We start from the raw sequence: 26,439 nt of genomic DNA, 5'->3' as shown, positions 1-26,439 counted from the left end.
AAGGGCGTTAAGAATCCTGAACTTGGACAGTCTGCGTGGCCGGGTCGCTTTTCTGGCCGAAAGTATCGGTGACCACGAGTTTTACTGTATAGGTTCCGCCTTTACTATAGCTGTGTGAATTTGAAGTACAGTTATAAGAATTAGTATCGTCCTCGACTGTGCCATCGCCAAAGTCCCAGGTGCAGCTAGCAATTGATGTACTCTCATCAATATTCGAGGTATCAACGCGGAAGTAAACGTATGTATAGAAGGAAGAGCTATCTACTGTTAAGGTGACTATTGGTTTGGGTGGATAGATGGGAACAGACATTTTATCCTGGCTCGTATGCCCTAGCGGATCGGTTACGGTCACTGTGACGTTGTGTGAGCCTACGCTTGTAAAGACAAAGTTAACGTTCTGGCCTTCTTTATTTACGACATTGGTTCCACTGCTACTGGTGTTTGAGGTATCGCTGGTGTTCGCGGAGCTCGTATCGTCGAAGGTCCAGGTGTATTTCAAATCGCGTCCAGTGCCCTGGGCGCTAAATTGAATTTCGTCTTGCGTATGGTAGGTTTGCGCCGCCAATTGATTGATGTGTACGACTGGCTGGGGATATCCCAGTTCCAATCCTTGCTGGCCTGACCAGGAGAGCCAGATCAAGCTGGCAGCCAGGATCGCAATGATCACCAGAATGGTGAGTACCAGCGCAATGCGTCGCCGTGTGCTCAATCCCGCTGGCAGTGGATAAAAGCCTGAATTTGTGGGTGTAAATGTAGGGATGGTGGTACCAGGCTGCATTATGCGTTCCCTCCCTGAATGTTTGATTCTGTAAGCGGCTGTGATGCTTCAGCTGGCGGCGTCATCGGAGGTTGAGGTTGAGGTTGCGCTCCAGTTTTCCCCTGAAGTGACGCAAAGTAGGGCAATAGCGGGTCGTGAGCCAGGGCCGCTGCTGCCGAACTGACAAGCAAGATACCAGGCAGAGCGATCAATAAGAGCATCATAACATTGCGGAAATTCTCGCTCTGCTCGCGGGTAAGCACCTGAGCCTGTTGAATCAGCATCAATCCAACGAAGAGAGAGAGCATACCCAGCACAATCGCCACAATCAGCGCTGTATAGAGCAGTACATAGGCGCTACTCCGCTTCAGCTGTCGAGGACGCCCCAGGAGCAGATCGAAGAAGATATAGAGTGGGGTAAAGAGGAGCGTGACTGGTTTAATCAGGAGGCCAAGCACCCTACTTATGACCGAGCGTAAGCCGCTATTCTGGTAGGCTCCACCGAGTGCCCCCAGGAGTACCCCGCTGACCAGGCCCCAGAGCAACACATCTCCTGCCTGTGTCCCAATAGAGATAGTGCTCGTGCTGGCTATATTGGCTGTAGAGAACTGGGTTATGCTATTGGTATTAATCGCAGTTAAGAGCAGCAGCAAGGCGGTAAAGGGGAGCGCGATAAGCGCGCCCTGGATGGCACCAGGTCCGACACCACGCACGCGTGAGATCGCTACACTTACTCGTCCGCCCAGGAAGAGCGCCACGATAGGCACCAGCAGCAGCACGAAGACCCAGGGATGCGCCAGAACTCCCATGCCAAGCTGTTTCCATACCTGGTAGGAGCCTGGCTCTGCATTAAAGTAGCCATCTTGTCCCTTAGCGTGCTGGACAACAAGAGGAATACCACAGGCATAGGCGAGAAGGCCAACGGCTCGTGTCAGTCCCTGTACAAAAATTGCCACTGCCTGGAGTGGTCCAGTATTTGGATCTGTGGGCGTGTTTGAATTCAGAATTACGTCGGGGATGGAGCTATTGAGGGCATAATGATTGATCTGTGAATACAAGCTATAGCCAAAGATCAAAGCCAGGGAGAGTCCCAGCAGGAGCGCGCTCAGGCCACCAGTAACGATACCGGTTAGCTGGGGATGTCTCTGAGTATACAGATAGCGATGCAGGTGATGGCGCATCTGTCCCTGCCCCAGCTTGATTGCAGCGCCCACAAGGCCAAAGACTGCTCCCCACAGCAGACCATATAGGAGCAGAGTTGTACTATCGACGGAGAACGTGGAAGTACTCTGTTGTGTCGCAGAAGTACTGGTCGCCAGAGGGATATTTCCGTTGACCTGGGTTGCGAGCAGGAAGAGCAGGACGGTATAAGGGATAGCAATGGCCATGCCTCGTACCAGGGAAGCGCCACGTCTATTGCGGAAGTCTGTGCTGGCCGCGATATAGCCCCCCAATGCCAGTAGTAGAGCCTGGAGTAGCAGGAGGCCATGGAAGGGCGAGGTCATCGTCTCAGTGTAGGTAGTAACCGTCCCGTTCGAACCGCCAGGAAAGGTATCTTGCAGAGTCGTTTGTGTGTTTTGGGAGATCAAGAATAATTCAGCGGTATCGCGGAAAGGACTCTGTAGTGGTAGAAACTGGAGCAGATTGCCAGCAGTAAACTCTCCACCGTTTGATTTTTGAGTGTTGCCAGACGCATTATAGTACTGCCGGGAAATGTTTTCCGGTATAGCATTGCTTAGCAGGCTGATAATGCAGAAAAAGCAGAGCATGCCGAGTAGAGTCGAGACCAGCGCACCCAGGATGATACCGAAAATGGCGTTGCTGGCCAGGTAGGGCTGGAAGAGACGAATATTAAGCTTTTGTGCCCAGTTGGGTCGCTCTGGCAGCACAATAATCAGAGGCTGCCGGGGTTGGACTGGTGCTCCTGCCTGTGTTGGATAGGGAGACAAAGCATAATTGGCGCCCGAAGCCGCCTGTGGAGGAAGCGTGGTCTGAACACCTGACTGAAAATAATTTGGATTGCTCTGTAGCGGCGTCTGAGCCTGTGGTACAGGAGGATAGGCACCCGAAAATCCGCCCGGCATTGTTGGCGCGGATGGATGTGAGGGATAGATGCCGCTTGTTAAAGGCTGGGATGAGGCAGGTGTAACCTGTGGAGAAGATGTATTGATCGGCCTGGTCGTGTTGATTGTAGGCGTATCCTCAACAGGTGACTGAGCCTGAATAGTGGTTGTCTGTGCTGATTGGCTGGAAACCTTGTTTTCAGCTTCGCTGGCACCAGGTTGGGTATTGACGCGTACCGTCTTATCATCCTCTACATCCTCTTTCGAGGTACGCTCTGGTGTGGGTAATCGCGTTCCACAATAATTGCAGAATAATCCATTTGGTAGCGTTTCTCCGCCACATTGGGGGCAAAACATAGCAATAATACCACCTTACATTCCTAATGTTTTTGCATGTAAGTACTATATTGAAAGCAATGCATTTAAGCGCCCTAATTATAACAGAGCCGTTGGGGTCAATCAAGGAAAAAAGGTGTTTGCTGTATAAAGTGTGAAATAACTCACATATTTGTCTTTACAAGTAAGGCGAGCTGAATTGGTGGGGTATCTACAAGCAAAGCGAACCGAACTGGTGGGGTATCTACAAGCAAAGTGAACCGAGTTGGTGGGGTATCGTGGCCGTCGCGTCAGCGACGGCCACGATACCCCACCAACTCGCGAAGCGCCACAGGCGCTGAGAAGTATCGTATAATCAATAAAAAAGCAAAGAGAGGAATAGCACCTATGTTACATAAAGTAGAGCACGGGAGCATCTTCCCACGTGAAGACGGGAAAATCATCGACGAGCATTTTGGTGCTTTACACAGCCAGCATGATGGATTTAGCCTGGCGCATATGTTGGCGCCCGCGGCCTGGTGCGAGCCAGCCCAGGTAGCGGACTTCGATGAAGTCGTCATTGTCGTGCGCGGTGTGCTTGCAGTAGAGGCCGAGGGAGAGCACCTGAAGGTCGCGCCCGGCGAGACCTGCCTGGTCGAGCGTGGCACGCGTGTTACCTATAGCAATGCCAGCCAGGGCGAGGGGTGCGAATACTGGTCGCTCTGCATGCCAGCCTTCCGCCCTGAGCGCACTAAAATAGATGTGCTCTAGCAGAGAAAAGAGGCACTTTAAGCTGTAGAAAGTGCCTCGCTTTACCGGTTGACCACAACGACCTGGAAAGATCGAAGCGGGATATGTTTGCCTTTCACATCAACCACGTGCGGCAACAATGATTTGTTGATAATGAGCACGCTGCTTTTGGATGCGAGCGCGACAATATCTTGTGATGTTGAGCTTGTCTTATAGAGAGGGGTTCCAGCGGAGAAATGCTCCTTGATGGCTTTGGCACTCCCATACCAGGGGCCCGGTGTTGCTGGGTTAGCGTACCACAGATCGTCATAGCCCCATGCTAGCGCGACACTTACTCCAGAATTAATAAACTGGAGCAAGGTGTAGGTTTTGAGGGCATTATTATAGTCTGGATTGTTCTCTGTTGCGAAAGGGATTGCATACCATTCGGCCCACCAGATAGGGAGGGTCGTCGCCCCAGGATGTGTATGGGGATTAAGCGAGCGAATCCACTGTACGACGTCAGCGAATTTCTCTGTGGCGGTAAAGGGGTCGGTAAGATTGGTCTGATCTTTATTAACATTGCCGCCATCAATGGTAAGGAAATCACCTCCAAGCTTCTCAGCGAGCCACGTTGCGACGACATTGAGGCTTCTCCGGTCAAGTGCTCCATACTGATCTTTGACGTTGGAACGATCAGGGGCGTTGGTTGAGGCCCAGCTATCCATCACCACATAGGGGCCACCAACCTTTACCTGTGGAGGGTCTATGCCCTGTCCTTGAGCAACTTGCTTCAAGGTTGTGTAGACCTGGTTATACATGTAGGTATAGCCGTGACGCGCGTTATCCCCTGTGGGATCTCCCTGTGACTTCCCGCCATCCCAATTATTGGTTATTGGATTGTAATAGCCTTTAAGCTCATTCCAGACCTGAAAATAGCGTACATTGTAGGGGGGCGCCATATAACGTTCCGCGATTCTTTGCACAAGGTGTAACCAATCAGACATATGATTATCTAAGATGCGTGCATCGTAAGTAATATCGGCAAAGTCATCGTCTCTGGTGAGACGTGTCGTCGAGCCATCGGCATTCAGGCGCCCCTTCATCCACCAAGGCGCTTCACACAGGGTAAGCACAGGCGTCGTCCCGGTATCAAGTGCGATTTGCAGCTTCTTATCCAGTGTGGTCCAGTTTGTGGGTTCTGGCTGCGCTGGATCTGGCCAGGGATCATCCGCTCCCCAGCCCATGATATGGATGTTCGTGAAAGAGCTGCTTTGCGCTAATAAGTGCTTGATCTGTGAAGCCTGCTCAGAGGATTGTGGATAGATAAGGTTCGTGTCAACATCGCTCATGCCCAGAGTAAAGGCGCTAGTTTGCTGAGATGTTGTTGCGATATGCAGAGTCGTATCGGGTGGCATATCCGGTGTAGGAGCTAGAGAGGAGAAAGCCATCTGTTCATCAGAGGTAAAGAGGAGCAGAAAACTGCTTAAAGCTGCAAGCGCAACCCCCAAAACTTGCCTACGGTTATACTGCTTTTCCCTACTCATCTCGTGTTAACCTTCTAAAAAACTAAGTTTTCTGGCAACGCTTTCCTTCCAAGTTGTATTATAATGTGTTTCTGCATAAAAAACACATTGGCCTGTTCCTACCTTCTTTGCTTTAAAAGCTTATTTTTAAAATTGCTAAAAGCATAAGTAAAAAGTAGTTAAACAGAATTCGCCTGCAATCAAATGTTGTCTTGCTCTGAGACCTCTCGCTTTAAGGCTTCTTTAGTGAGACGCTTCTTCCTCAAAACATTTTTTGTAGTAGGCTCCTGAACGATTGCTTTGTGAGGATTGGTGTGTGGAATTATTGTTCTGGCAGAAAGAGTTTTTTCTTTTTTCTGTGGTTCCTTGGAAGGTTCTGGTTTTGCTGCAATAATGACCGGCTCTTTCTCCTCCTGTTCCTCTTGTTCTTTCTCTGAAGTTGGCGAATTGACTGGTGTTTGTTCCACTATCAGATCAGGCTCAGGCACCTGTACTGATGGAATGTTGACAGTTTCTTTCTCCTCAATGGCTTGTTCATCGTCAGCCGAAGAGGATGAAATCTCTGGGATAGGGGCAATGTCTTGCTCCTCAATGACTTGTTCTTTGTCAGCCGAAGAGGGTGAAGCCTCTGGGATAGGTGTAATGTCTTGCTGCTCAAGGATGTCTTTTTCTTGGGTGGTGTTGGTGCTTAGTTGCTGTGTTTCTTGTTCCTCTAAAGGTTGTTTATCAGTGATTGGTTTCGCTAGAGGTACAGGGGAATAAGAAATACTAATACTGGGAACATGTACAGTTGCCTTCTCTTCAATGGCCTCTATGCTGCTTTGTGACTCGTCAGTTATATCTGGTAAGTCATTTGCATTTATGTGTTCAAGTGCATTTATATATGTTGTATCATGATCAGCAATATCTTCTTGAGCAGGTGTGTTGCGTATGGCTGAGGGCATTTGTACGGTATCTGTCTCGATTACATCTCTGATTTGATTTGTGCCAGATGTAAGTTTATAGCTGGGCAAATAGGCTGTCTGCTGATTTTCAATACTTACCGCTTTGCCTGTATGACCTGCGAGCGATATTTTTGGTAGGGCCATCGTCTCGCTGTCAGTTATATCTTCTGGCATTTTGAAAATGGACAACACGCTCAGGCGTTGCGCCACCACGGGATGTAGAATTACGAGTTGCCCTGCTGCTCCCATAAGACTAATAACTAACAAGGTAATGAGAACACCAGAAAGCGACCAGTGGCCTGTGTATAAAAATATGCCTCCTACTATGGCATCAATGGCAAAGCTCAAAGAAAAAGCCATGATCCATTCCGTGACAACATCATTGAGGCGAAGGAAACGTACCAGCGCCATGCCAGGGCAAATAAAGAGAAAACTCATGACGGTGACAGCTCTAATTTGAGCATCGGGGATCACATATGTGACGATACAAGCCGCAAGGGCACAAAGAATAATTATGGCAGGCCACAGCCAGGGTAAACGCATTTTCATAGTTTCCCTCCAGCGGCACTGGCAAGCTGGAATATTTGCACATCCTGACTATGATATACCAGATTAAAGTCACCTGATGAGGCCACGGCGTTCTCAAATTTATCAAGTGCGCCAGGAGGGAAACCCGACATGGAGTTAAACCAGGCTTTCTGACTGCGTGTGAAGATAAAGTAGATTTGTTGACTTTGTTGCCCCTTCTGGTTTTGCATATATTGGACAACGTAAGCAACATTTAAGTTGTATACTGCATCACCTAGTTTATCGGTGCTATCGAGAGAGGTGAGTGGATACTTTTCAAAATCTTTAATCTGCCATGGTGTTCCGTCCCAACCAGCAACTAAGAGCGAACCGGGTTGAGCTATACTATAGAGCTTGTAGACACCATTTATCTCATCGTATGTCTTGTAATCCATATTCTCATTGCCATAGCGGGTGTAGAGGAAACTGCTTAGCAAGATGATATTTATGCCCGCGATTGCTATGCCTTGCCAGGGGAGCTTTATAGTAGCCAGGAGTGCTGTGAGCCGTGATACAAGTGGTGATAGGAATGCCAGGAATGTTGGAAGCGTTGGTAGCTCATAAAATATTGAAGCCGCAAGAAAGACCATAGGTGGCAATGCAAAGAGATAGCAGCGTAACAGCATTTCTCCACCATAGGGTTGAATCATGAATAATGGAAATGGGGCCAGGGCTAGAATGATGATCGAGGCATCTTTATGACCCTTAAGAAGACGGAAAATCGCCCCTATACCAGCTAATCCCCAGACAAAAGCCGTCATGATGAGACGTAGGCGTGCAACAAAGGTGTGCTGAGGACTTCCTCCCACGCGATTTGAGACATTGGAGGAGACGGAAGAGAAAATATCGACAATTCCTCCGAAAACCTGGCTCATATGTCCAGATAGAAATGACTGGGTCATAAGAATGAGCCAAGCCCCTATCATGATTATCATTGCGATAGGTAGCCACCAGATTTTGGGTGTACAGCGACGAAAGACGATAAGGCCAGTAACGCTTGCCACGATGAAAAAAGGCGTCAATTGATGTCCATAGACAGAGAAGGCAAAAATAGTGAGCATGCTGATGAGTAGCGCAATGCTTTTGGCTCGTGAAATAGCAGGAGTATTTAGTGAGTTGGGCGCTGTGAGCCAGGTATAGACTTGGGGCAAGAAACGTATACGACTTAAACGAGGACCGAGGGGACGAATGGGCGTACCAGGTGGCGCTTTAAACCATTTTAAGATGATGGCTAGAATAACGATGTAGGAGAAGAAGAAGAAGCCCTGTGGTGAGAAATAATCCTGGCCGATCCAGTTGGTGATGCAAAAGAACCATAAAGCCAGGTAGATCAAACGTTTATTGCTCGTAAATGTGCTAAAGAGCATGTATAGAGCACCAAGATAGAGCACGTTATAAAAAACAGGCGCCCAGCTAGCGTAACCCAGGATATCGGGGTAGCCAGAGATTCGCGTTACGAAAGCACTTAAAATAAAGAAACCAGGCCAGCTAAAATAAGCATCCAGGCCGGGATCAACCGTCCCGGTACGCATAATATACTCTGTGTATCCTGCATGACGGTACACAATCGCAAAGCGTGGTGCCTCCTCTACAAGGATGCAGAGAGCATACAGCATAAAGATCAAAAGCGCAAAATGCAACAGCACAATGGGCATACGCAGGCGTGACTGTTGTAGTGTTAGACAGAAGCTCACCATCATGACCAGCAAAGCGATGATCAAGGTGGGTGGCATGATAGAAACCAACCCCAGGTCATTCATCCGTGATATATTTATCGCTACATTACCTAGTGAGCTATACCAGAGGACAAAAGCGCCTAGTGGTAGTAGCAGGCAGACGATATCTATGAGAAGCGGTATTTTTAGACCGCCCTGAGCTTGTGATATGGTAATTCCTTTATTCATTGTTCTTAATATTCATCATTTCTATTCCGGCTAAAGGCCTGGTTCACAATGTGCTCTTGCTCTACCTGATTTGGTCCTTCATCATTATTAGAGGGCGTCCTTATAATCTTCAGGGCTCGCATTCCCATAGTTATTGGTTCCAACTTTGGCCGTTTGATGGATCTGGCTAAAGGCGCGGGCGTATCTGGAACGACATATCGTCTGGGTGTAACAGGTGGCTGCTGTTTCTCTATCTTTGGTAGCCGCATAGTGTGCTGCTCTTCGATCTGGATTCTATTCATTTTTATGGTCGGTGCATCAATGAATGTCAGTGTTTTGATGGTGTCAGTAGGCGAATCCAGTCCCATGATAGTGGCTAGCTGCTGCGTTGGCGTATCAATGAAGTTCCCCAGCGAATCGGTAATGGTTTGTGGGCGTATGGCTCGTAGGATCATGGTATCGGCGTCTACAACGCTACTGATGGTATTGGCGACCGTATCAGTCCCGCGAATCGTTTTGAAGACGAGGGGGGCCATAAAAATGGCTTCAACACTTAGAGCCGCGACCCACCCCAGGCTCAGGCCGGTTAACCCCCCTAAATGTGCGCCTAGTGCCATTGCCCATCTAAGGCTCAGTCCCGGCCAGCCTACCAAATGTGCGCTTAGTGCTACCAGCCACCCATGACTCAGGCTAGATCCCCCTAAACATGCGCCTAGTGTCGCCAGCATCAGTTCGAGAATGCTTCCTAGTATAATGGGCAACATCGAGTTGGTGATCTCGTCTTTGATGCGGCGAATAGCGATATGATGGTTTTTAATGATAAGCGGAAAAGCGGCCAGGGCCAGGATGCGCAGAGGCCATGCAGCGTTCGCTGCATAGCTGTGACCAAAAAAACTGAGAACCAGGTTCGCTGCGAGCACCAGGACGCCACTGGTGACGACACCTGTGAGAGCTGAGATGCCTACCGTCAGGCGTGTCTTCTGTGAAAGCGTAGTTGTCTGGGCCGCGTTCGTTGCATGCAGCACAGTGGTGAGTGAGGCCGCGATAGAAAACACGAAATTGGCGAGCATGGATGAGACATAGAACCAGGCATTCATTGCTGGCGAGAGCAGTACAGTAACGAGTACAGGCAAGACCTGGGTTGGTGCCTGAAGTATCAGGTTTAAGATATGGTGCTGGATTGCCGCTCCTCCTAGCTTGCGCAGCACATACCAACGAGGCAAAAGGCTACCTAGCCTGGTACGATTTTTCCATACAGCCAGGAATATCAGCGGTATGAGCGAGATGATGTTGCCTAGCGTCCAGGTTGCATAGATAGACATACCAATTTTATCGTTGAGCCAAATAGCGAGGAGATAGAGGGCGATAAGTTTGACGATTGAGAAGATAGTATTGCGCCAGAACTGTAATCCTCCCTGGAGAAGCCCGATCACTGCCTGGTCAATGACTATGGTAATCACAGTGATGCTAATACTAGCACCGAAGAGCACAATATTTTGTATGCCTGCACCTATGGGTCGGAGTGCGGGAGAAATAAAAGGTGCGAGCAGAGCAAAGATGACTCCAGCTACAAAGCCAACGCCTCCTACCAGCAGAAGAGCTGTACTAATGAGTGGTCCCTCATTGCCCTTATTACGGGGAATTTCGGTGATGAGCAGAGTTCCCAAACCCATCATACAGAATGAGGAGATCAGCATCATGGTTGAGGTTGCCGCCGAGGCGAGACCCACGGCTTCTGGTCTAAACAATCGAGCTGCTACCCACCAGTAGGCAAAGCCTAGCAATGATGTAACAACCATCGTGCCAATCAGTGAACCGGTATTAAATAATATGGCTTTATTTTTTTTGACCCATTGAAAGATAGGCGTTATCACCAACGAAACTCCCGCAACGACTTATTCTTCGGCGAAATTTAACACCACTGTTGTGGTGAGCATTCTCGCGCCCAGATTTCTTCTATAGGCGGCTATTCTGGCTTTGAATTACTTTTATAAATCCATATATAAGCATAAACCAGGGGTAGGGGATATTGCATACACAGTAAGTACTATAGTACAGGGGTAGGATCTCCTTCTTGCCTGTCGTGTACAGCTAGTATTTGCTTACTTTGCTCCTGTTCATTTTTGCGTGAAAAAAGTCTTCCTATTATGTATCCTCCTGCTGTCACTCCTAGTCCAGTAATGATAGCTATTGCCTTTAGAAGGCCACCTGGATTATGTTGTGTAAATACAGACTTTATATTACGTGTTACACCCCGGGGTAAAGTATGAAATGTATAGGTGTTCTCAGACGAGAGCGCATCTTTTGTTCCCACGTAGCGTGTTATAAATGCTTTTGAAATGCCCTCTGCGTAGCAGCGCGACCAGAAATAGCTCCACTGTGCGCGTTGACCCGGAACACGATGTTGAACCCTAGCCTGGGGCTGATAAAAGAATTGACGCACAGGCCAGTGCTGGCTTGCACGAATACATAGCTCAGTCTCTTCGCAGCCAATTGGGCGTGTGCCTACACGTCCAATGCCACTACGGAAACCTCCAACACTTTCAAATACTTCACGACGCAGGCACATGCTTGCTCCGATTGGGTTACGAATTGGCGCGTTGTTTTGAGGCATACCTAGATAGGTACAACCCACAACCCAGTAAAATTCCTCTGGTAACCAGGAGGGGTTATGGTCTACCCACAGCGGAACGACAGATCCGCCAACACCCAGAATATGTGGGTCTTGCAAGACCTGTTGGAAGAGCATCAACCAGTTTGCGTCTGCTAGAGCATCATCATCTAGAAAAGCGATAAATTGACCTTGGGCAATGGCAACTCCGCTGTTGCGTGCTCCAGATAATCCACGTTCTTCTTGATTTTGGATGACAGCAATTCCTGTCAAATCTGCTTGTGCTTTGTTAAACAATTGCGGATTGTGATCAATCACAACTATGATTTCTCGGGCTGGTAAGGTTTGTTGCTGTACAGAAGATACAGCAGCTGCCAGGTCGTCCCAGCGCCTCTCTGTATAGGCGCAAATAATAACACTAATATCGGATGTCTCTGCTTGTATAGTATCTTGGATCATGATGCTATGCCTTCTTCCAGGTTTTGCCTGTTATCCTACGACTCTGCCAGTAGGCCAGGGGTCCAAAAAGCATACCTTTTAATTCAAGTTGTTTCAACTCTTTCGGATAACTGTTTTGTTGCAAACGATTTCTTGCTGAGCGATTGAGAAAGGCGAAGAAAAAACTGGAAACTAGTTGAGGCAAGAGATCAAAAAGAAGGAGTGGGCGATCCCAGATGCATTTGGTCAGGTGAGCCGTAAATCCTACGCTATAGCCATAAAGCTGCCTGCGCAAGCCAGAATAATCACGGCGGTGCAGGTGGTAGAGCAAGGCACGAGGTTCATAAACCAGGCGATAGCCATGCATCATTACTTCGAAAAAAACTGAGATATCCTGTCCATTTTTGGATGGACCGAGACCGCCTAGAGCGGGATCGAAACCATTAATGCTGCGGAGGAAGGAAGCCGTAAATGCCATGCTAGCACCCGTGCCAAAGCGGCCAGCAATATAAGGATGCAGTGGCATATGTGGGTGATGCTCAGCCATATCGAAGATGCGACGTTGAAAGCCCTTAGCAAAGCCAGCATACTGCTCAAACCAGAACTGTGCGGGCTGCTCCAGCTCAAGGGGGAGGACCAGGCCGGTGACGCAGGCCACTTTCTCTGCCTGGCGAAAGCCACGTACGAGCTCGACAAGCCAGTAGGGATCAAGCACCACATCGTCATCGGTAAAGGCCAGGATTTCGCCCTGGGCTGCCGCAATGCCACAATTACGCGCCCAGCTAGCGCCAGGACGCTCTTCGCGCAGATAGCGCACCTGGGAATGTGTGCCATAGGTTTGAGTGAGAAACTGTTCTGTCGCATTTGTACTTGGAGCGTTATCAACAATAATAACCTCAAAGCGTGGATAATGCTGAGCTAATACGCCCTCCAGACAGGAGGCAAGGGTCTCGGGGCGATCATGGGTTGGGATAATCACGCTGATCAGGGGCAGATCGGAACTGGCCAGAAAGGCTTCACGTTCGGCGAGACAGCGAGGAGGCGTAGCTGAGGTCAGCCCCTGAAGTGGTAGTTTGCTTAGCTCTGGCAACCCGTCTTGTTGGCAATGCTCATTGATCTGGTGGCTCAGGGCATTCCAAAGCAAGGGAGCATAGGTAGCAGGAGCGAGCTCCTCTATGGAGAGGGGCAGTTCGACAAGGCCCAGGGGCTGGGTGTGCAGGCGTACGACGGCCAGTACGCGTTGATAGCGACGTTGGGTCTTGGGATCAACAGCGGAGATATTCGGGAGGGCTTGCTCCAGCTCGATCTTGGCAATACGCATTGGCATGAGATCTGGAGCCTGCTCAAGAGAGGTGTTCTCATGTTCTCTAAAGACATCTTTCTGACGTGTTAGCAACAACATATATTCTTACCCTTGTGTATCAGTGATAATGCATCCAATTTGTTTAAGATCAAATATAAGTTTTCACTAGAGTGTGTTTTTCCGCAGAACTTTACGTACCACTCTCCGACTTTGTAGGTAGGCCAAAGGCCCAAAGAGCATGCCTTTTAATTCCGCTTGTTTTAATGCTTTGGGATAGTTATCCTGCCTCTTATGATTCTTTGCAGAGCGATTACTCAAAGTGAAAAAAATACCATACGCTAGTTTTGGAAGCAGATCAAAGAGCAGATGCGGGCGCTCCCAGACACACTTGGTCAGGTAAGCAGTAAGGCCCATGCCATAGTTATGAAGTTGTTTGTGCAAGCCAGAATAATCGCGACGATGCAGGTGGTAAAGCAAGGCGCGAGGTTCATAAACCAGGCGATAGCCATGCATCATTACTTCGAAAAATGCCGATATATCTAATCCCGCTTTTACCGGACCTATGCCACCCAGGGCGGGATCAAAGCCACCAATGCTCTTGAGGAAGGAGGCAGTAAAGGCCATGCTGGCCCCTGTGCCAAATTGGCCAGCCGTGTAAGGGTGCAACCGTGTTTTTGGATGATGCTCCTTCATATCGAAGAGGCGGCGTTGGAAGCCCTTGGTGAAGCCAGCATACTGCTCAAACCAGAACTGTGCGGGCTGCTCCAGCTCAAGGGGGAGGACCAGGCCGGTGACGCAGGCCACCTTCTCTGCCTGGCGAAAGCCGCGTACAAGCTCGACAAGCCAGTAGGGATCAAGCACCACATCGTCATCGGTAAAGGCCAGGATTTCGCCCTGGGCTGCTGCAATGCCACAATTGGCGGCATTACCAATGCCAGGACCCTCTTCGCGCAGATAGCGCACCTGTGGATGGGTGCCTGAGATCTGTGTCAGGAGTCGTTGTGTTGCATCGGTACTGGGCTTATTGTCGACTACAAGGACTTCAAAGCGTGGATAGTGCTGAGCCAATACGCCCTCCAGACAGGAGGCAAGGGTCTCGGGGCGATCATGGGTTGGGATAATCACGCTGACCAGGGGCAGATCGGGACTGACCAGAAAGGCTTCACGTTCGGCGAGACAGCGAGGAGGCGTAGCTGAGGTCAGCCCCTGAAGTGATAGTTCACTCAGCTCTGGCAACCCATCTTGCTGAAGATGTTCATTGATCTCACTGCTCAGGGCATTCCAGAGCAAAGGAGCATAGGTAGCAGGAGTGAGCTCTTCTGTGGAGAGGGGCAGTTCGACAAGGCCCAGGGGCTGGGTGTGCAGGCGCACGACGGCCAGTACGCGTTGATAGCGACGTTGGGTCTTGGGATCAACGGCGGAGATGTTCGGGAGGGCTTGCTCCAGCTCAATCTCGACAATACGCATGGGCATGAGATCTGGAGTTTGCTCAAGAGAGGTGTTCTCATGTTCTCTAGAGGCATCTTTCTGACGTGTCAGCAACAACATATATTCTTACCCTTATCCATTAGTAGTGATTATCCACTTGTCCAAGACCAATTATGAATTTAAACGATAACGAGTTGCTTTTTATACAATACTCCTATCATTTTGATTAGCTAAATTGAGTTTTTGGTAGGGTTTTACGTGCCACTCTTCGGCTTTGCAGATAAGCCAGAGGCCCAAAGAGCATACCTTTGAATTCAAGCTGCTTCAACTCTTTCGGATAACTACTTTGCTGCAAACGATTTTTTATCGAGCGATTGAAGAAGGCAAAAAGGAAACCGTAAATCAGTTGAGGCAGAAGACTAAGAAGGAGGTGCGGGCGCTCCCAGATGCATCTGGTCAAGTGAGATGTAAAACCTACGCTATAATTATAAAGCTGCCTACGCAAGCCGGAATAATCACGGCGATGCAGGTGGTAGAGCAAGGAGCGAGGTTCATAAACCAGGCGATAGCCATGCATCATTACTTCGAAAAATGCTGCAATGTCTAACCCTGCTTTTACCTTATCTATGCCACCCAGGACAGGATCAAAGCCACCAATGCTCTTGAGGAAGGAGGCAGTAAAGGCCATACTGGCCCCTGTGCCGAAGCGACCGGCCATATAGGGATGTAAGGGCATGCGTGGATGATGCTCCTTCATGTCGAAGAGGCGGCGTTGGAAGCCCTTGGTGAAGCCAGCATACTGCTCAAACCAGAACTGTGCGGGTTGCTCCAGCTCAAGGGGGAGGACCAGGCCGGTGACGCAGGCCACCTTCTCTGCCTGGCGAAAGCCGCGTACAAGCTCGACAAGCCAGTAGGGATCAAGCACCACATCGTCATCGGTAAAGGCCAGGATTTCGCCCTGGGCTGCTGCAATGCCACAATTGGCGGCATTACCAATGCCAGGACCCTCTTCGCGCAGATAGCGCACCTGTGGATGGGTGCCTGAGATCTGTGTCAGGAGTCGTTGTGTTGCATCGGTACTGGGCTTATTGTCGACTACAAGGACTTCAAAGCGTGGATAGTGCTGAGCCAATACGCCCTCCAGACAGGAGGCAAGGGTCTCGGGGCGATCATGGGTTGGGATAATCACGCTGACCAGGGGCAGATCGGGACTGACCAGAAAGGCTTCACGTTCGGCGAGACAGCGAGGAGGCGTAGCTGAGGTCAGCCCCTGAAGTGATAGTTCACTCAGCTCTGGCAACCCGTCTTGCTGGCAATGCTCGTTGATCTGGTGGCTCAGGGCATTCCAAAGCAAGGGAGCATAGGTAGCAGGAGTGAGCTCCTCTATGGAGAGGGGCAGTTCGACAAGGCCCAGGGGCTGGGTGTGCAGGCGCACGACGGCCAGTACGCGTTGATAGCGACGTTGGGTCTTGGGATCAACAGCGGAGATATTCGGGAGGGCTTGCTCCAGCTCGATCTCGACAATACGCATTGGCATGAGATCTGGAGCTTGCTCAACAACATTTTCTTCATAATATGCCTGTAATAGCATAGCTTTCACCAATTTGTCATCTATTGAGATACTAAGTATTTTAATTTAGGGGGGACCCAGCATTGGAGTTTTATTGTACGCTTGGATTCTCCACTGTTTTGATAGAACGTTGTTTTTGCATATATAAATTTCCTTGTGCTGCGGAATGTGCTGTCTGAGTGAGAGTGTTGGAGCGCTCTTTTAAAATTGTTTTGAGGACTCGCCATCCATCGCGGAATGTGCGCAGATTGCTTTCTCCATAGATACGTCTATGCTCTACGCTAGGAACTTCAATAATTTTATAGTGAGCTTTGTGTATACGTAGGCAAAGTTGTGACTCTATCTCAAAACCATCGCAGTCGATGTCAATCCGGTCAAGACAGTGACGCCAAAAAGCGTTATAACCATAGCAGAGATCACTGAAGTGTTGCCAGAATAGTAGGTTAGCTAGCTGGCACAGAACATAATTGCCAATGCTACGCAGTAAAGTAATATCCTGGCTGCCTCCCCCTTTGATGAAACGCGAACCTTTTGCAAAATCATAGCCAGCCATAAGCGCTTCGGCAAAGCGTACAATTTCTGCTGGATTAGCAGATCCATCGGCATCTAGCATAACAATAACATCACCTGTACAAGCAGCAAAGCCTACTCTCATTGCGTCGCCTTTGCCTCTTCCTTCCTGTTGAATGACGTGTATGTCTGGCAATAGCTGTTGTGCAATTTTGCTTGTATCATCCGTTGAGTGGCCGTCGACGAGGATAACTTCAGTGACGATTTCGGGCAACTTAGGCAAAATATGCTGAAGATTTTGTGCCTCATTGCGCGCTGGAATAACAACACTGATGCTGGGATATTTTTCTTGCTTTGACATGTATACAATCGACATCTTTCTGTATTTTAAACGCTAAAGGGAGAAGCCTTACTACTATAGAAGCGAAAAGCTATGGTATTCTTGCCATAAGTGCTAGTCAGGTTATTTGTGCCCCCTTTACCGGAAATATAATCATAAGTTTGGGTGATCAAGTCAAATGGTGTGATAGTGTAATGGATTTTTGCTTACTATAGGCGTAAACATGGTAAATGTAGGGAAAATATGGCTGGAATATTTCTTTTTTTTGAAGAGAACGAGATGTAAATAAGGATTCTCGAGAATAAAACAAAGTTTTAAGATAGAACAAGCAAAAATGCATAGGCATATTCCTCTTTACATGCCTCTACAATATTATATTGAATAAAGGGCTTATTGTATAAATTATCCCTAGTTTAAAGAAAATATGGCTATTCTTTCGCGTTTATGGCCGAGTATATTCACTACAACTTAGTCTGTCAAGCCTGGTATTTTTGTATGTTTGATGGCTAGAGAGAAAGTTGCTCAATAGAGGTGTACTTTTGTACTGACTAGCGGGTAGGTGCTATATCAAGTTTATAAGATCAAAGTAGTCTTTTGGGACGAAAGAGAGTGGTGGATTAATAGTCCTATAACATATGTACTTTATGGACGTTTTGTTACAAAGCTCTTCTCCCTCCCGTTATTATGAGTGCGTCTGGTTGTAAGGTCTTTCTTCTTGAGTAAATTGGGCAGGAGATAGTTAGCCAATGTGTCTCTCCAACATTTTTAGCTAAAGACGCGACCACAAAACTTTCCGAAGGTGAGTTTCATGAGTGAATGGGAGAAACGTTCTACTTATTTTTGGTTGTGCCTTGCACTCCTTGTGATTAGTCTGTCATCTTGCGCTAATCCCGATAATTACAGCCCTACACATGTGAAGAACAGTGTCACTGGACAGGTAAAGCCATCTCCAACGAGTACTCCGGATGAGCTTTCTCGTTGTAAGGGCAAAGATGCTAGCACGACAAATGACGGCAAGATACATGTTTTAGTCGATAAATCTTGTTCCGCGACGAGCCAGTTTGCTCTCGGTGTGACCCATGTCAATAATGAGGCGGTCCTTCCCCCGGAGAGTAAAGGTTCTGACTCTAGCAATGATGTAAGGTCTTTGCTCAGAACGTCGGTATCATATCAAAATACACACATTATGGGCTGGGGCCTACCAGATCCCTGGCCTGACCCCGCTAGCCCTGATCCAACGAACTGGTCTGCCCTGGATAGCCGGGTGCAACTGGCGGTAGATACTGGAAGCACTCCTGTTCTTTCATTAGACGAGGCTCCCTGGTGGATGAAGGGAAGTCCACTGTCTGGTGGCAAAGCCCGGACGCTTACCTCCGCACAGGAATGGTCTTCTGCTGCTTATGAAACGCGTATTCTGGATAATAAAATGGATGCCTGGCTGCATCTTGTTCAACGAACAGCGGAACGCTACATGGCTCCGCCTTATAATGTCCGCTATTTTCAAGTCTGGAATGAGTTAAAGGGGTACTACAATCCAGGTATCAATAATTACGATTTCACAACGAGTCCGGGTAATCCCAATGGAGTACATGCTAATCATGGTTATACCTACATGTATAATCAGGTCTACAGCACAATTATGAAGGTAGCGCAGACACAAGGCATATCAACCGATAGTGTAAAAATTGGAGGCCCTTATGTATTTATGGATGTGTGGTCTGCGAAGCAACCAAGCAATCCTTCAAATCTCATTAAGCCGTATGGTACGTTCGATCAACGTCCTTTCGATGTCATAGAGTACTGGTTACAACACAAAGTAGGTGCTGGCTTTATTACCGTAGATAGCTCGATTGAAAATCGGGAAGAGAGATCTACCGGTAACCTTGCCGCAAACCCTTTTGTCGCGTCTGAAAAATTTGCAGATGTCGTGAAATGGATACATTCTCTAGATCCCGCCGTCTATTCAGGCTCTACCACGCTCCCTGTCTGGTTCGCAGAGTGGTTCTCTTATCCTCGTAATGATGTGCTAAATGCGGCTTATGACAATGCATTGAAGTCCTATACGATGATCGAGTTTTTAAAAGCTGGAGGTGCGGTGGCCCTTGCCTGGGGAGAATCGGGCGATGGCTGGTCAGATAAGGGACTCTGGACCACTAGCTATGCAGGTAGCGCGCAACCTGAACCCTGGTACTATAGTGCCAGCAGCCTCAAGAGCGATTTTGCACCTGGCACAAAGATTTATAGCACGACAGTATCAGCACCTGACCAAGTTGAAGCTTTAGCCTCTGATAAAAAATTGATGTTGGTCAATAAAACGAAGGTTTCTGTTACGGTGGATGTTAACGGTCAGAGCGTGCTTCTTACTCCTTACCAGGTAAAGGTAGTTAGTTATGCGGGTTGACACAAGTTCTCTTGTCGCATGATGTTTTCTGGAAGGTACAGCACAGGAGGACTTTGCTAAATATAATAGCTGTAGATTAGGATAGGATCCCACTTGCTATCCTGGTCTACAGCTACTAGCCTTCCCCATGCCTGACATGCTTATACTCTATTCAGGCTCACCTTTAACTGTTCGGCTAACAAATGCAGGTGCTCGTCTATAAGTCCCATATAAGGTCCAGGAATAACGGCGGAGTTTTCCTTCTGCTCAATTGAACCCCAGATCGGTTTTGCCCCAAGATCATCACCAGCCCAGATAAATGTAACATTTTCTGGCAAAAAGTGCGGTTTATAATCAGCAGCAAGCCAGGGAAAAAGACCAGGAAAATCTTTATAGAGAGCTTCCATGGGTGGAAACATCATATTTAACCTTGGTTCCAGTGTGAGCAGTGTAGAAAAGCCCTCAATTCTTCCATCTTCAGGTGGAAGAATTTTTCTATATATATGCCTCAATGCATGCCGGAGGCGCAGAAATAAGCTTAATTGTTGCTTTCGGTTGATATGAAATAGGTTTCCCAGGGCATTAAAAATGTTACGTTTCCTTCTAAGTGAGTCAGTAATATTAGATGGTGCTACAAGTAGTAAAAAGTTTATTTCTTGCCCTTGCTCTTTGAGTTGGCGAGCCATTTCATAAGAGAGAAATGCCCCGCTACAGAAACCGCCCAACTGATAGGGACCCTCTGGCTGTATTGCACGCATAGCTTGAATATGTGCCGCTGCCATGTCTTCCAAGGTCGCTGGTACATCTAAACCATCAACATTGTATGGATCGAGTCCGTAGAAGGGTTGATCTCGCCCTAGCGTACGAGCAAGCGTAAAGCAATAGAGCGGCGTTCCTCCTGTCCAGGCGCCATGCAAAAAGAAAAAGGGGCGTTTGGATTTTCCCACTTGAATCGTGCGTGTAGGTGCTGCGGTCTTTTTTTCAACTGGCTGAATAGTTTCTAACATAGCGTTTATCCCTTCTCTCGGGAGCAAAATGTGATGCTAAAAGCATCTTTATCTCTTCTGTTTAAGAACCATAGGTAGAGCGTTCATTATTCATGATCAATTCGGGTTACTCGCGTGTTGAATCAATCACGATTACATTTAATGTATAACCATGGAGTAGGTATATAATAAAGATTAACGGCGCAACTAAAGTGAAATGTGTTTTAATTGCCTCCTTTTCTATCCACTGAGAAAAAAGAGCATTTGGTTATATTGCCCTTTAAATATTTATATCATTCAGACTGTTAAGCACTGAGAGCGACCCCCATAGGGATGACTTTTTTCCCATCGGTACCAGCCGGACTATTTTCTCGCTTCCGGGACGCATGTGGAAGTAGTTGTCTTCTGGTAGGTACTGGTTCGCTCGTATCGCGACTGCCTGGGCGAATTGTTCGGCCTTTATGTGCAGTTCGTAAGAGCCATCTTCCAGGGGGTGGGCGTGGGCTTGTAGGCCAACAGAGTGCTCGCGGGTGTTGGGCAGGCCCTGGGGGAAGTAGAAGGCTTCTCCAAGTACCTGGCCTGTCTCCTGGGCGCTTAGGGTAGCAACCACGAGGTCCTGTCCCGGTGGACCAAAGCGGAAGGCGTAGGTCAGGTCCAGGAAATGTCCAAAGAGCTTCTCAGTGTGCAGTTCTTGCGCACCGCGTGCGGGCAGCAGGATTTCAGCGTTTGCTGCCTCCAGTAGCGTGCCTGGCAGGCGATAGCGTGTGAGCTGTACCATGGCAGGGATGCTATGCTCAGTGTCGTTGACAAGGTGTAGACTCAGCCCACTCAAGCCCTCGTCCGTGAAGAAACAGGTAGTGGGAGCCAGCACGCGACGCAGGTAGTAGTAGGGTGCCTTGGGATAGCCCGTGGAGTCTATCACGCCCCAGCCTGCTCCTGGCCAGAGGTCGCGATAGAACCAGATTAGCCCCCCCTGACAGGAGGAGTGCTGGCGCCTCCATTCAGCGAAGACGGAGGCCATGACTTCGCCCGTGGTGACGCGCCCCAGCGCTAGGTAGCGCTGCATGTCCGCGTAGCGCAGTTTCATAGGCTCAACGCGGAAGAGCTTCTCCAGGTAGTAGTCGCGGATATCGTCGAAGTCCCAGCCGGGGCCGTTGTCGCGTGGCACACGCGCCTTCCACCTGGGATGATGGACGGGCGACTGATTGGGTTTCAAGAACAGGTCAAGCGTCTGATCTTCAGGGATATTGGCGAAGGAGAGGCACTCGGTGACAAAGCGTACTCCACTCTGGCGCGCATCCTCCAGCGGTCGCAGATAGGCCCCTACGCCTTGATAGTTTGAGGTCCCCGCATTGACCTGAAACGGGAGCGCGCCACCATGGGGTGTCGATGACAAGTAGGGGACGTCTGTGTAGCTCTGGCAGAGTTCTGGCAGGAGCTGCTCGAAGAAGGCGTTGCTCCAGCGCTCCTCGGGTAGGCCCAGCATCGCCACCTGTTGCGCGATCTCGCTATTGCCACACAAGAGTGCGAGTGATGCATGCCGTTGCAGGCGTTGTAGCATCTGCTCGCACTCAGCCTGCACGTTGGCGAGGAAATTCTCCTGCGTGACTGGATACTCCATATTGGCGAACATAAAATCCTGCCAGACCAGGATGCCCAGCTCGTCGCAGAGGGTGTAGAAGGTCTCATCCTCATAGACCATCGTGCCACCGACGCGGATCATGTTCATGCCAGCATTTTTAGCGCTCAGAAGTGCCTCGCGGTACTCCTGTGGAGAGGCTGTGAGGGTCACAATGTTGAGAGGCGTCCAGCAGGCACCGCGACAAAAGATGGCTTCTCCATTGACGCGGAGGCTGAAGTCTTCTTGTTCAGTGCAGAGCTCAAGTGTGCGGAAGGCCAGCAAACCACAACCTATCTCCGCCACGGTATCTGGATAATAAAGCTGAATGGTGGCGGGATAGCGTGGTTGCTGCCCATGGGTATGTGGCCACCATAGCGCGACATCATTGAGCCGGGCCTCGCCGGTAAGGGCAAAGGTGACTGGCGTATTGGTTTGCACCTGTAAGGCAACAGTGGTCTCGCCAACACATAGCGTGGCATGGTTTGGCACGCCTCCATCCAGGCTCCTGGCCTGGAGATCCAGGCTCACGACACCCGTATTCTCTTGTACCTTCGGGCGGATGTGCAGGTGTTCTATGGCGAGGGTCGAGCGCTCCACCAGGGAGATTGGTTGCCAGGGACCAACCGCCTGGATGGGAGGCGACCAGCCAGGAATTTTGCCTAGCAGCGTCGTGCGAAACCAGCGCAGTTGCTGTTGCTCAACCAGATTAGTGCGCCAGCGTGGACGTGGGCGTTTTTGCGCCAGCAGAGCCGTGAGGGCGTGAAAATGGAGATAGAGTTCGTTTCGCTCAGTGAGGAGCGGCGTCACGTCCACCTCATAGGCTCGGAACATGTTCTCGGCCTGGAGTATGAGTTTGCCATTCAGCCAGACATCTGCGACCGTCGCCAGACCTTCGAACGCGAGGGTGTAGTGTTTTCCCTCCATTCTGGTGGGTGCCGCGAAGGTGCAGTGATACCACCAGTCATGCTCGTCGGCGTTCGGAGGTGCGTTGAAGTCCCAGGGCTGATGGCGTTGTAGAGTCTGCATGACCGTGCCAGGTACAGAGGCCGCAAGCCAGCGCGCGGTCTCTGATGCCAGTTGCTCCGGGTTTTGATAGCTGCCCGGAGCAACTGAGATGAGTTCCCAGCCATCGTGCAGCGAGATCTGCCGATGCGTAGACGCCTGATAAGTGGGATGCATAGCCTTGTCTCTTTCTTCCTATGTCAGGTTGGCGAGAATATGCTGCATGGCTTGATCCCAGTGCATCGCCATCTCCTCAAAGTAGGGGAGATGGTCCAGGGGCTTCTTGTTTCTGACCACGCGCGCGGCCCGCAGCAGGAAGACCTGGGTGCCGCTGGAGATAGCCTCCAGGTGTGCTGCGGCCTCTTTGAAATGGGCGCCCTGGTAGTCTGCCAGCCATTGAAGGAAGAGACTGGCATAGGCATAACAGGCGCCATACTGTCGCAGGGTCGCAAAGGCATATTGGTGATAGGCTTGCAGGTCAGGGAGCGCCGCCAGGTGCGCCTGGAAGTGCTGGCTATAGGTCGTGAAGGGATTGGCTGATGGGATGCGTCGACTATAGCCGCGTAATAGTTCAAGCGCTAACGTAGACAATTCTTGATCCGCGTGGCGCTGTAAACGATCAAATTTGGCAAACTCGACGTAGGGAGGGAGAACCGCCGTTCTGCCCGCCTGCGCATCTGGATGGAAGATGCCGTCGAAATCCTCGCCTTGCAGGCTATAATAGCCGCTGTTGTGGAAGTAATGAAGTTCACGTGCCTCGGGATCAATCGACTGGATGCCAATCGTGGTCTTCTCATGCATGCGATGATAATTTGTATCGCTCACATCTGGCAGATAGAAGGCATCGACCTCCACAAGCGTTAGGCGATCCCGACCTGTCTGCTCACAAATCTGCGGCAAAAGCGCGTTCCAGATATTCAATTCCTGGACATCGATGCCGTAGAGCAAGAAGAGATCATGAATGGGAAACTTGAAAAATGTCCACTGATCTCCCTCAAAATCGATGGAGAGCGTAAAGGCGAAGCAGGCCAGGGGATTGACATGCAGGGTATGCAAAATTTCAATCCATAGATCTACATAGCAGTTGGACTGTGGCCAGTGATTGGTGCTGCTATGGAGCCAGTGCGGTGTATAGCTCTTAACATCGATACTCGTTACAAGATGTTTCATACGGCCAACCTTTTTCGCACTTCAACGGGCCATTCAGCGGTATCCAGTCCATGCTGGCGGAAGAGGGCCAGGGCGATGCGTTCCAGGCCAAAGCCGATACACGAGGTATGCGCGATCTCGCCGCTAGCGGTATAAATGCCAAACTTGCTCGCGAAGTGGTCCTGGTGATAATTGCAGGAGGAGATGGCAGTCAGATGCTCGCTTGAATTGATGGGTGAGAGCAGCTCGAATTTTAGCTGTTGCTCCTGCTGGCTGGCTGCGAGCAGGCGTCCGCCGGGACCGAAGAAGGGATCATTGGCGGGTGCGACTACTGGCTCCAGGCCCAGTGAACGCAGGAACGCGTCGCCTCGTTTAATCCATTCACCATGCCACTGTTCAACCGTGTGGGCGTCCGCGATGCGAATGAACTCGTGCTGGCGGAAGGACTGCATGCGGGCGGGATCGGGCGAAGGCTCGTGGCGGAAGCAGAAGCAGCAGACGTCAACCAGGCGTCCATCTTCTGGAAGCGTGCCTGTGAGGGTAGGATAGACGGGATAGCAGGCGGCTGGAATCAAGACATCCTGCGTTGAGGGGAGAGATTGGCTCCAGTCCTGGCCCTCTTCCATCGCGTTCAGCAACTGTTGATGCTCGCGATGCTTGCCAGTGAAGGAGTGAACCGAACCCAGCAACTGAGGGAAAGACTTCATGTAGCCCGTCTGTTCAACGGTTGCCCGGTTCATAACGGGTGGGAAGCGCATAATATCCGCGCCCATCTCGCGCCCGATATCGGTCAGTAGCTCATCGATACGGCAGATAACATTCTCCATCATGCCGCTTTTGCCATAGATGCCCTGCACGCCAGAAGGAATAAGCAGACCATGGGCAATTAACTGGTCAAGAAAAGGACTTTCGTGGGCTGAAAACTCTTGCGCCATCTTCTTCTATCTACTTTCTATGCTTCTTCTTTATGAACGAGTAGTAACGCGGCATTGGTGGTATTGAGGCGATCATTGCTGATCATAAGGCTGGCGGAGTAGGCATCGCGCAAGTGGCGCCCGATGCTAAAGGGAGAATCTTCTTTATAGCCAGCCATGCCGCAAATGTAAAGAGCTTGCTGCGCTACCTGTACCACAAGTTGTGAGGCAAGAGTTTTGACGTTATTCTGCCGAATGCTATAGCCCATGTCGGAGGCTTTTTCTGCCGCTTGCTCGGGATCGCGCAGGATGTCTTCGTATTCCTGCACCGCAGTGGCGAGCGTTGCACGCATCAATTGCAGGTTGCTATTGGCCTCGACCAGTCGGCCATCACCTGGAAGGGAGGTAGTCCTGAGTTGGCGAGCCTTGGCTTGCATAAACTTACGTGCGCGCGAAAAGGCATCAATGGCGATGCCTTGCCAACAGGCGGCCCACAGCAGGTGCGAGAAGGGGACCATCGTTAGGGGAGCGATATCCGCGAAAGAGGTGCTCAAAACCTGTTCCGCGGGGAAGGTAGAGGTGATGTTGAAGCCCGGGCTACAGGTGCCACGCATGCCAAAGGTGTTCCAGGTACCTGTCTGCTCTAGCTGGGTCGTGGGGCGGGTGAGCAGCACAAATACCTGGTCGCCAGGAGCCGCTTCAGGTGAGCGGCGGGCCGTTACCAGGTAGCCATCCGCATATGAGCCATAGGAGACTGTGGTGGCTTTTTTGAAGAGACGGCAGCCTTCTCCATCTTGCTCGACCGCGGCAACACTGCTGCGAATATCCCCGCCCACGCCTGCCTCGGAGGTGGCTGATGCCAGGAGGAGTTGGTGCTCGGCGATCTCGCGTAGATACTGCTGAAAGAAGGGGGAGTTTTGTTCATGGTGGACCAGGCAGGCTACTTGGATCTGATGCATGGCCCAGATCATCGCCGTTGAGGCACAGTATTGCGAGAGGGTTTGGGCGATTGCAATCAAGTCGCTAAAACTACATTCGTCACCGCCATATTGGCGAGGAATATAGAGCGAGAGGAGACGTGCCTGGCGTAGCGCGTCTATAGCTTCGTGAGGGAAACGCGCCTCGCTGTCCACACTGGTCGCTGCCGGTTGGGCGATTGTTTTGCCGATATGGCGTACTTTTTGGATCAGGTCATCTCGATTTGAAATAACCTCGGCAACAGAATGAATAGTTTCCATTAAAGAGATAAGTCTCCTTTGCTGTGCTTAGGAAGCATAAAGATATAGGTATTGTAGTTTGAGTAAACGCAAAGAACAGAATAAAATGGGATGTATAGATCTAGAATAGGAATTTTTATTTATCAACATGTAGCCCCTCAAGGGACCCTGTAGCTGTGCACTGTT

The 26,439-nt window shown here is 49.9% G+C and carries 18 protein-coding genes; 2 read left to right on the top strand and 16 right to left on the bottom strand.

Going from position 1 to position 26,439, the window contains the following annotated elements:
* Positions 1-7 precede the first annotated feature (7 nt).
* Both KTE_RS42925 and KTE_RS42920 read right to left on the bottom strand, forming a co-directional pair.
* Positions 8-778 carry a PKD domain-containing protein gene (locus KTE_RS42925; protein WP_201393048.1) on the bottom strand — a complete coding sequence of 257 codons (771 nt, stop codon included), beginning with the start codon at positions 776-778 and terminating at the stop codon, positions 8-10.
* Entirely contained in the window at positions 778-3,177 is a 2,400-nt protein-coding gene (locus KTE_RS42920) for a hypothetical protein (protein WP_201393046.1), read from the bottom strand. Before KTE_RS42920 ends, KTE_RS42925 begins: the two co-directional genes overlap by 1 nt.
* 366 nt (positions 3,178-3,543) lie before the next feature.
* On the opposite strand from KTE_RS42920, the gene KTE_RS42915 reads away from it, so the two are divergent.
* On the top strand, positions 3,544-3,906 hold the full coding sequence (locus KTE_RS42915; RefSeq protein ID WP_201393021.1) for a cupin: 363 nt from the start codon (positions 3,544-3,546) through the stop codon (positions 3,904-3,906).
* A 41-nt stretch (positions 3,907-3,947) separates the two neighbouring features.
* Here the strand turns inward: KTE_RS42915 and KTE_RS42910 are convergent, their stop codons facing one another.
* The 9 genes from KTE_RS42910 to KTE_RS42870 all read right to left on the bottom strand — a co-directional run bounded on the left by KTE_RS42910 (position 3,948) and on the right by KTE_RS42870 (position 17,005).
* Positions 3,948-5,411, bottom strand: a complete 1,464-nt coding sequence (locus tag KTE_RS42910; protein ID WP_201393019.1) for a hypothetical protein — start codon at positions 5,409-5,411, stop codon at positions 3,948-3,950.
* Between the two features lie 179 nt (positions 5,412-5,590).
* Positions 5,591-6,883, bottom strand: coding sequence for a hypothetical protein (locus tag KTE_RS42905; RefSeq protein ID WP_201393017.1), 1,293 nt, complete (start codon positions 6,881-6,883; stop codon positions 5,591-5,593).
* Positions 6,880-8,805 (bottom strand): hypothetical protein, encoded by a 1,926-nt coding sequence (locus tag KTE_RS42900; RefSeq protein ID WP_201393015.1) that lies wholly within the window; start codon positions 8,803-8,805, stop codon positions 6,880-6,882. Before KTE_RS42900 ends, KTE_RS42905 begins: the two co-directional genes overlap by 4 nt.
* A 5-nt stretch (positions 8,806-8,810) precedes the next feature.
* The gene (locus KTE_RS42895; protein WP_201393013.1) at positions 8,811-10,658 is read right to left on the bottom strand and encodes a lipopolysaccharide biosynthesis protein; all 1,848 of its coding nucleotides are present in this window, start codon (positions 10,656-10,658) and stop codon (positions 8,811-8,813) included.
* A 173-nt stretch (positions 10,659-10,831) separates the two neighbouring features.
* The gene (locus KTE_RS42890; protein WP_201393011.1) at positions 10,832-11,854 is read right to left on the bottom strand and encodes a glycosyltransferase family 2 protein; all 1,023 of its coding nucleotides are present in this window, start codon (positions 11,852-11,854) and stop codon (positions 10,832-10,834) included.
* A 4-nt stretch (positions 11,855-11,858) separates the two neighbouring features.
* Entirely contained in the window at positions 11,859-13,235 is a 1,377-nt protein-coding gene (locus KTE_RS42885; protein WP_201393009.1) for a glycosyltransferase family 2 protein, read from the bottom strand.
* A 66-nt stretch (positions 13,236-13,301) separates the two neighbouring features.
* The gene (locus KTE_RS42880; RefSeq protein ID WP_201393008.1) at positions 13,302-14,684 is read right to left on the bottom strand and encodes a glycosyltransferase family 2 protein; all 1,383 of its coding nucleotides are present in this window, start codon (positions 14,682-14,684) and stop codon (positions 13,302-13,304) included.
* 106 nt (positions 14,685-14,790) lie between these two features.
* Positions 14,791-16,155, bottom strand: a complete 1,365-nt coding sequence (locus KTE_RS42875; protein WP_201393006.1) for a glycosyltransferase family 2 protein — start codon at positions 16,153-16,155, stop codon at positions 14,791-14,793.
* Between the two features lie 70 nt (positions 16,156-16,225).
* Positions 16,226-17,005 carry a glycosyltransferase family 2 protein gene (locus KTE_RS42870; protein WP_201393004.1) on the bottom strand — a complete coding sequence of 260 codons (780 nt, stop codon included), beginning with the start codon at positions 17,003-17,005 and terminating at the stop codon, positions 16,226-16,228.
* A gap of 787 nt (positions 17,006-17,792) precedes the next feature.
* Here KTE_RS42870 and KTE_RS42865 point away from each other — a divergent pair.
* Positions 17,793-19,385: a hypothetical protein gene (locus KTE_RS42865; RefSeq protein ID WP_201393002.1), complete on the top strand. Its 1,593-nt coding sequence runs from the start codon at positions 17,793-17,795 to the stop codon at positions 19,383-19,385.
* Between the two features lie 140 nt (positions 19,386-19,525).
* Here the strand turns inward: KTE_RS42865 and KTE_RS42860 are convergent, their stop codons facing one another.
* From KTE_RS42860 to KTE_RS42840, 5 genes are all read right to left on the bottom strand, one after another.
* Positions 19,526-20,371, bottom strand: a complete 846-nt coding sequence (locus KTE_RS42860) for a thioesterase domain-containing protein (RefSeq protein ID WP_201393000.1) — start codon at positions 20,369-20,371, stop codon at positions 19,526-19,528.
* Positions 20,372-20,630: 259 nt separating this feature from the next.
* On the bottom strand, positions 20,631-23,150 hold the full coding sequence (locus KTE_RS42855; protein ID WP_201392998.1) for a glycoside hydrolase family 2 protein: 2,520 nt from the start codon (positions 23,148-23,150) through the stop codon (positions 20,631-20,633).
* Between the two features lie 18 nt (positions 23,151-23,168).
* Entirely contained in the window at positions 23,169-24,143 is a 975-nt protein-coding gene (locus tag KTE_RS42850; RefSeq protein WP_201392996.1) for a DUF1839 family protein, read from the bottom strand.
* Positions 24,140-25,057 carry an amino acid--[acyl-carrier-protein] ligase gene (locus KTE_RS42845; protein ID WP_201392994.1) on the bottom strand — a complete coding sequence of 306 codons (918 nt, stop codon included), beginning with the start codon at positions 25,055-25,057 and terminating at the stop codon, positions 24,140-24,142. Before KTE_RS42845 ends, KTE_RS42850 begins: the two co-directional genes overlap by 4 nt.
* Positions 25,058-25,074: 17 nt before the next feature.
* The gene (locus KTE_RS42840; RefSeq protein WP_201392992.1) at positions 25,075-26,274 is read right to left on the bottom strand and encodes an acyl-CoA dehydrogenase family protein; all 1,200 of its coding nucleotides are present in this window, start codon (positions 26,272-26,274) and stop codon (positions 25,075-25,077) included.
* Positions 26,275-26,439: the final 165 nt, after the last annotated feature.

Source organism: Ktedonobacter sp. SOSP1-85 (genome assembly GCF_016587415.1).
Taxonomy (GTDB): domain Bacteria; phylum Chloroflexota; class Ktedonobacteria; order Ktedonobacterales; family Ktedonobacteraceae; genus Ktedonobacter.
This window is presented reverse-complemented; position numbering and strand designations above follow the sequence as displayed.

Excerpts from the sequence above, each read along its gene's own strand:
- KTE_RS42910 (WP_201393019.1), bottom strand. The coding sequence starts at position 5,411 with ATGAGTAGGGAAAAGCAGTATAACCGTAGGCAAGTTTTGGGGGTTGCG.
- KTE_RS42850 (WP_201392996.1), bottom strand. The coding sequence starts at position 24,143 with ATGAAACATCTTGTAACGAGTATCGATGTTAAGAGCTATACACCGCAC.
- KTE_RS42860 (WP_201393000.1), bottom strand. The coding sequence starts at position 20,371 with ATGTTAGAAACTATTCAGCCAGTTGAAAAAAAGACCGCAGCACCTACA.
- KTE_RS42875 (WP_201393006.1), bottom strand. The coding sequence starts at position 16,155 with ATGCTATTACAGGCATATTATGAAGAAAATGTTGTTGAGCAAGCTCCA.
- KTE_RS42870 (WP_201393004.1), bottom strand. The coding sequence starts at position 17,005 with ATGTCAAAGCAAGAAAAATATCCCAGCATCAGTGTTGTTATTCCAGCG.
- KTE_RS42865 (WP_201393002.1), top strand. The coding sequence starts at position 17,793 with ATGAGTGAATGGGAGAAACGTTCTACTTATTTTTGGTTGTGCCTTGCA.
- KTE_RS42900 (WP_201393015.1), bottom strand. The coding sequence starts at position 8,805 with ATGAATAAAGGAATTACCATATCACAAGCTCAGGGCGGTCTAAAAATA.
- KTE_RS42855 (WP_201392998.1), bottom strand. The coding sequence starts at position 23,150 with ATGCATCCCACTTATCAGGCGTCTACGCATCGGCAGATCTCGCTGCAC.
- KTE_RS42925 (WP_201393048.1), bottom strand. The coding sequence starts at position 778 with ATGCAGCCTGGTACCACCATCCCTACATTTACACCCACAAATTCAGGC.
- KTE_RS42880 (WP_201393008.1), bottom strand. The coding sequence starts at position 14,684 with ATGTTGTTGCTGACACGTCAGAAAGATGCCTCTAGAGAACATGAGAAC.
- KTE_RS42890 (WP_201393011.1), bottom strand. The coding sequence starts at position 11,854 with ATGATCCAAGATACTATACAAGCAGAGACATCCGATATTAGTGTTATT.
- KTE_RS42840 (WP_201392992.1), bottom strand. The coding sequence starts at position 26,274 with ATGGAAACTATTCATTCTGTTGCCGAGGTTATTTCAAATCGAGATGAC.
- KTE_RS42845 (WP_201392994.1), bottom strand. The coding sequence starts at position 25,057 with ATGGCGCAAGAGTTTTCAGCCCACGAAAGTCCTTTTCTTGACCAGTTA.
- KTE_RS42905 (WP_201393017.1), bottom strand. The coding sequence starts at position 6,883 with ATGAAAATGCGTTTACCCTGGCTGTGGCCTGCCATAATTATTCTTTGT.
- KTE_RS42920 (WP_201393046.1), bottom strand. The coding sequence starts at position 3,177 with ATGTTTTGCCCCCAATGTGGCGGAGAAACGCTACCAAATGGATTATTC.
- KTE_RS42885 (WP_201393009.1), bottom strand. The coding sequence starts at position 13,235 with ATGTTGTTGCTAACACGTCAGAAAGATGTCTTTAGAGAACATGAGAAC.
- KTE_RS42915 (WP_201393021.1), top strand. The coding sequence starts at position 3,544 with ATGTTACATAAAGTAGAGCACGGGAGCATCTTCCCACGTGAAGACGGG.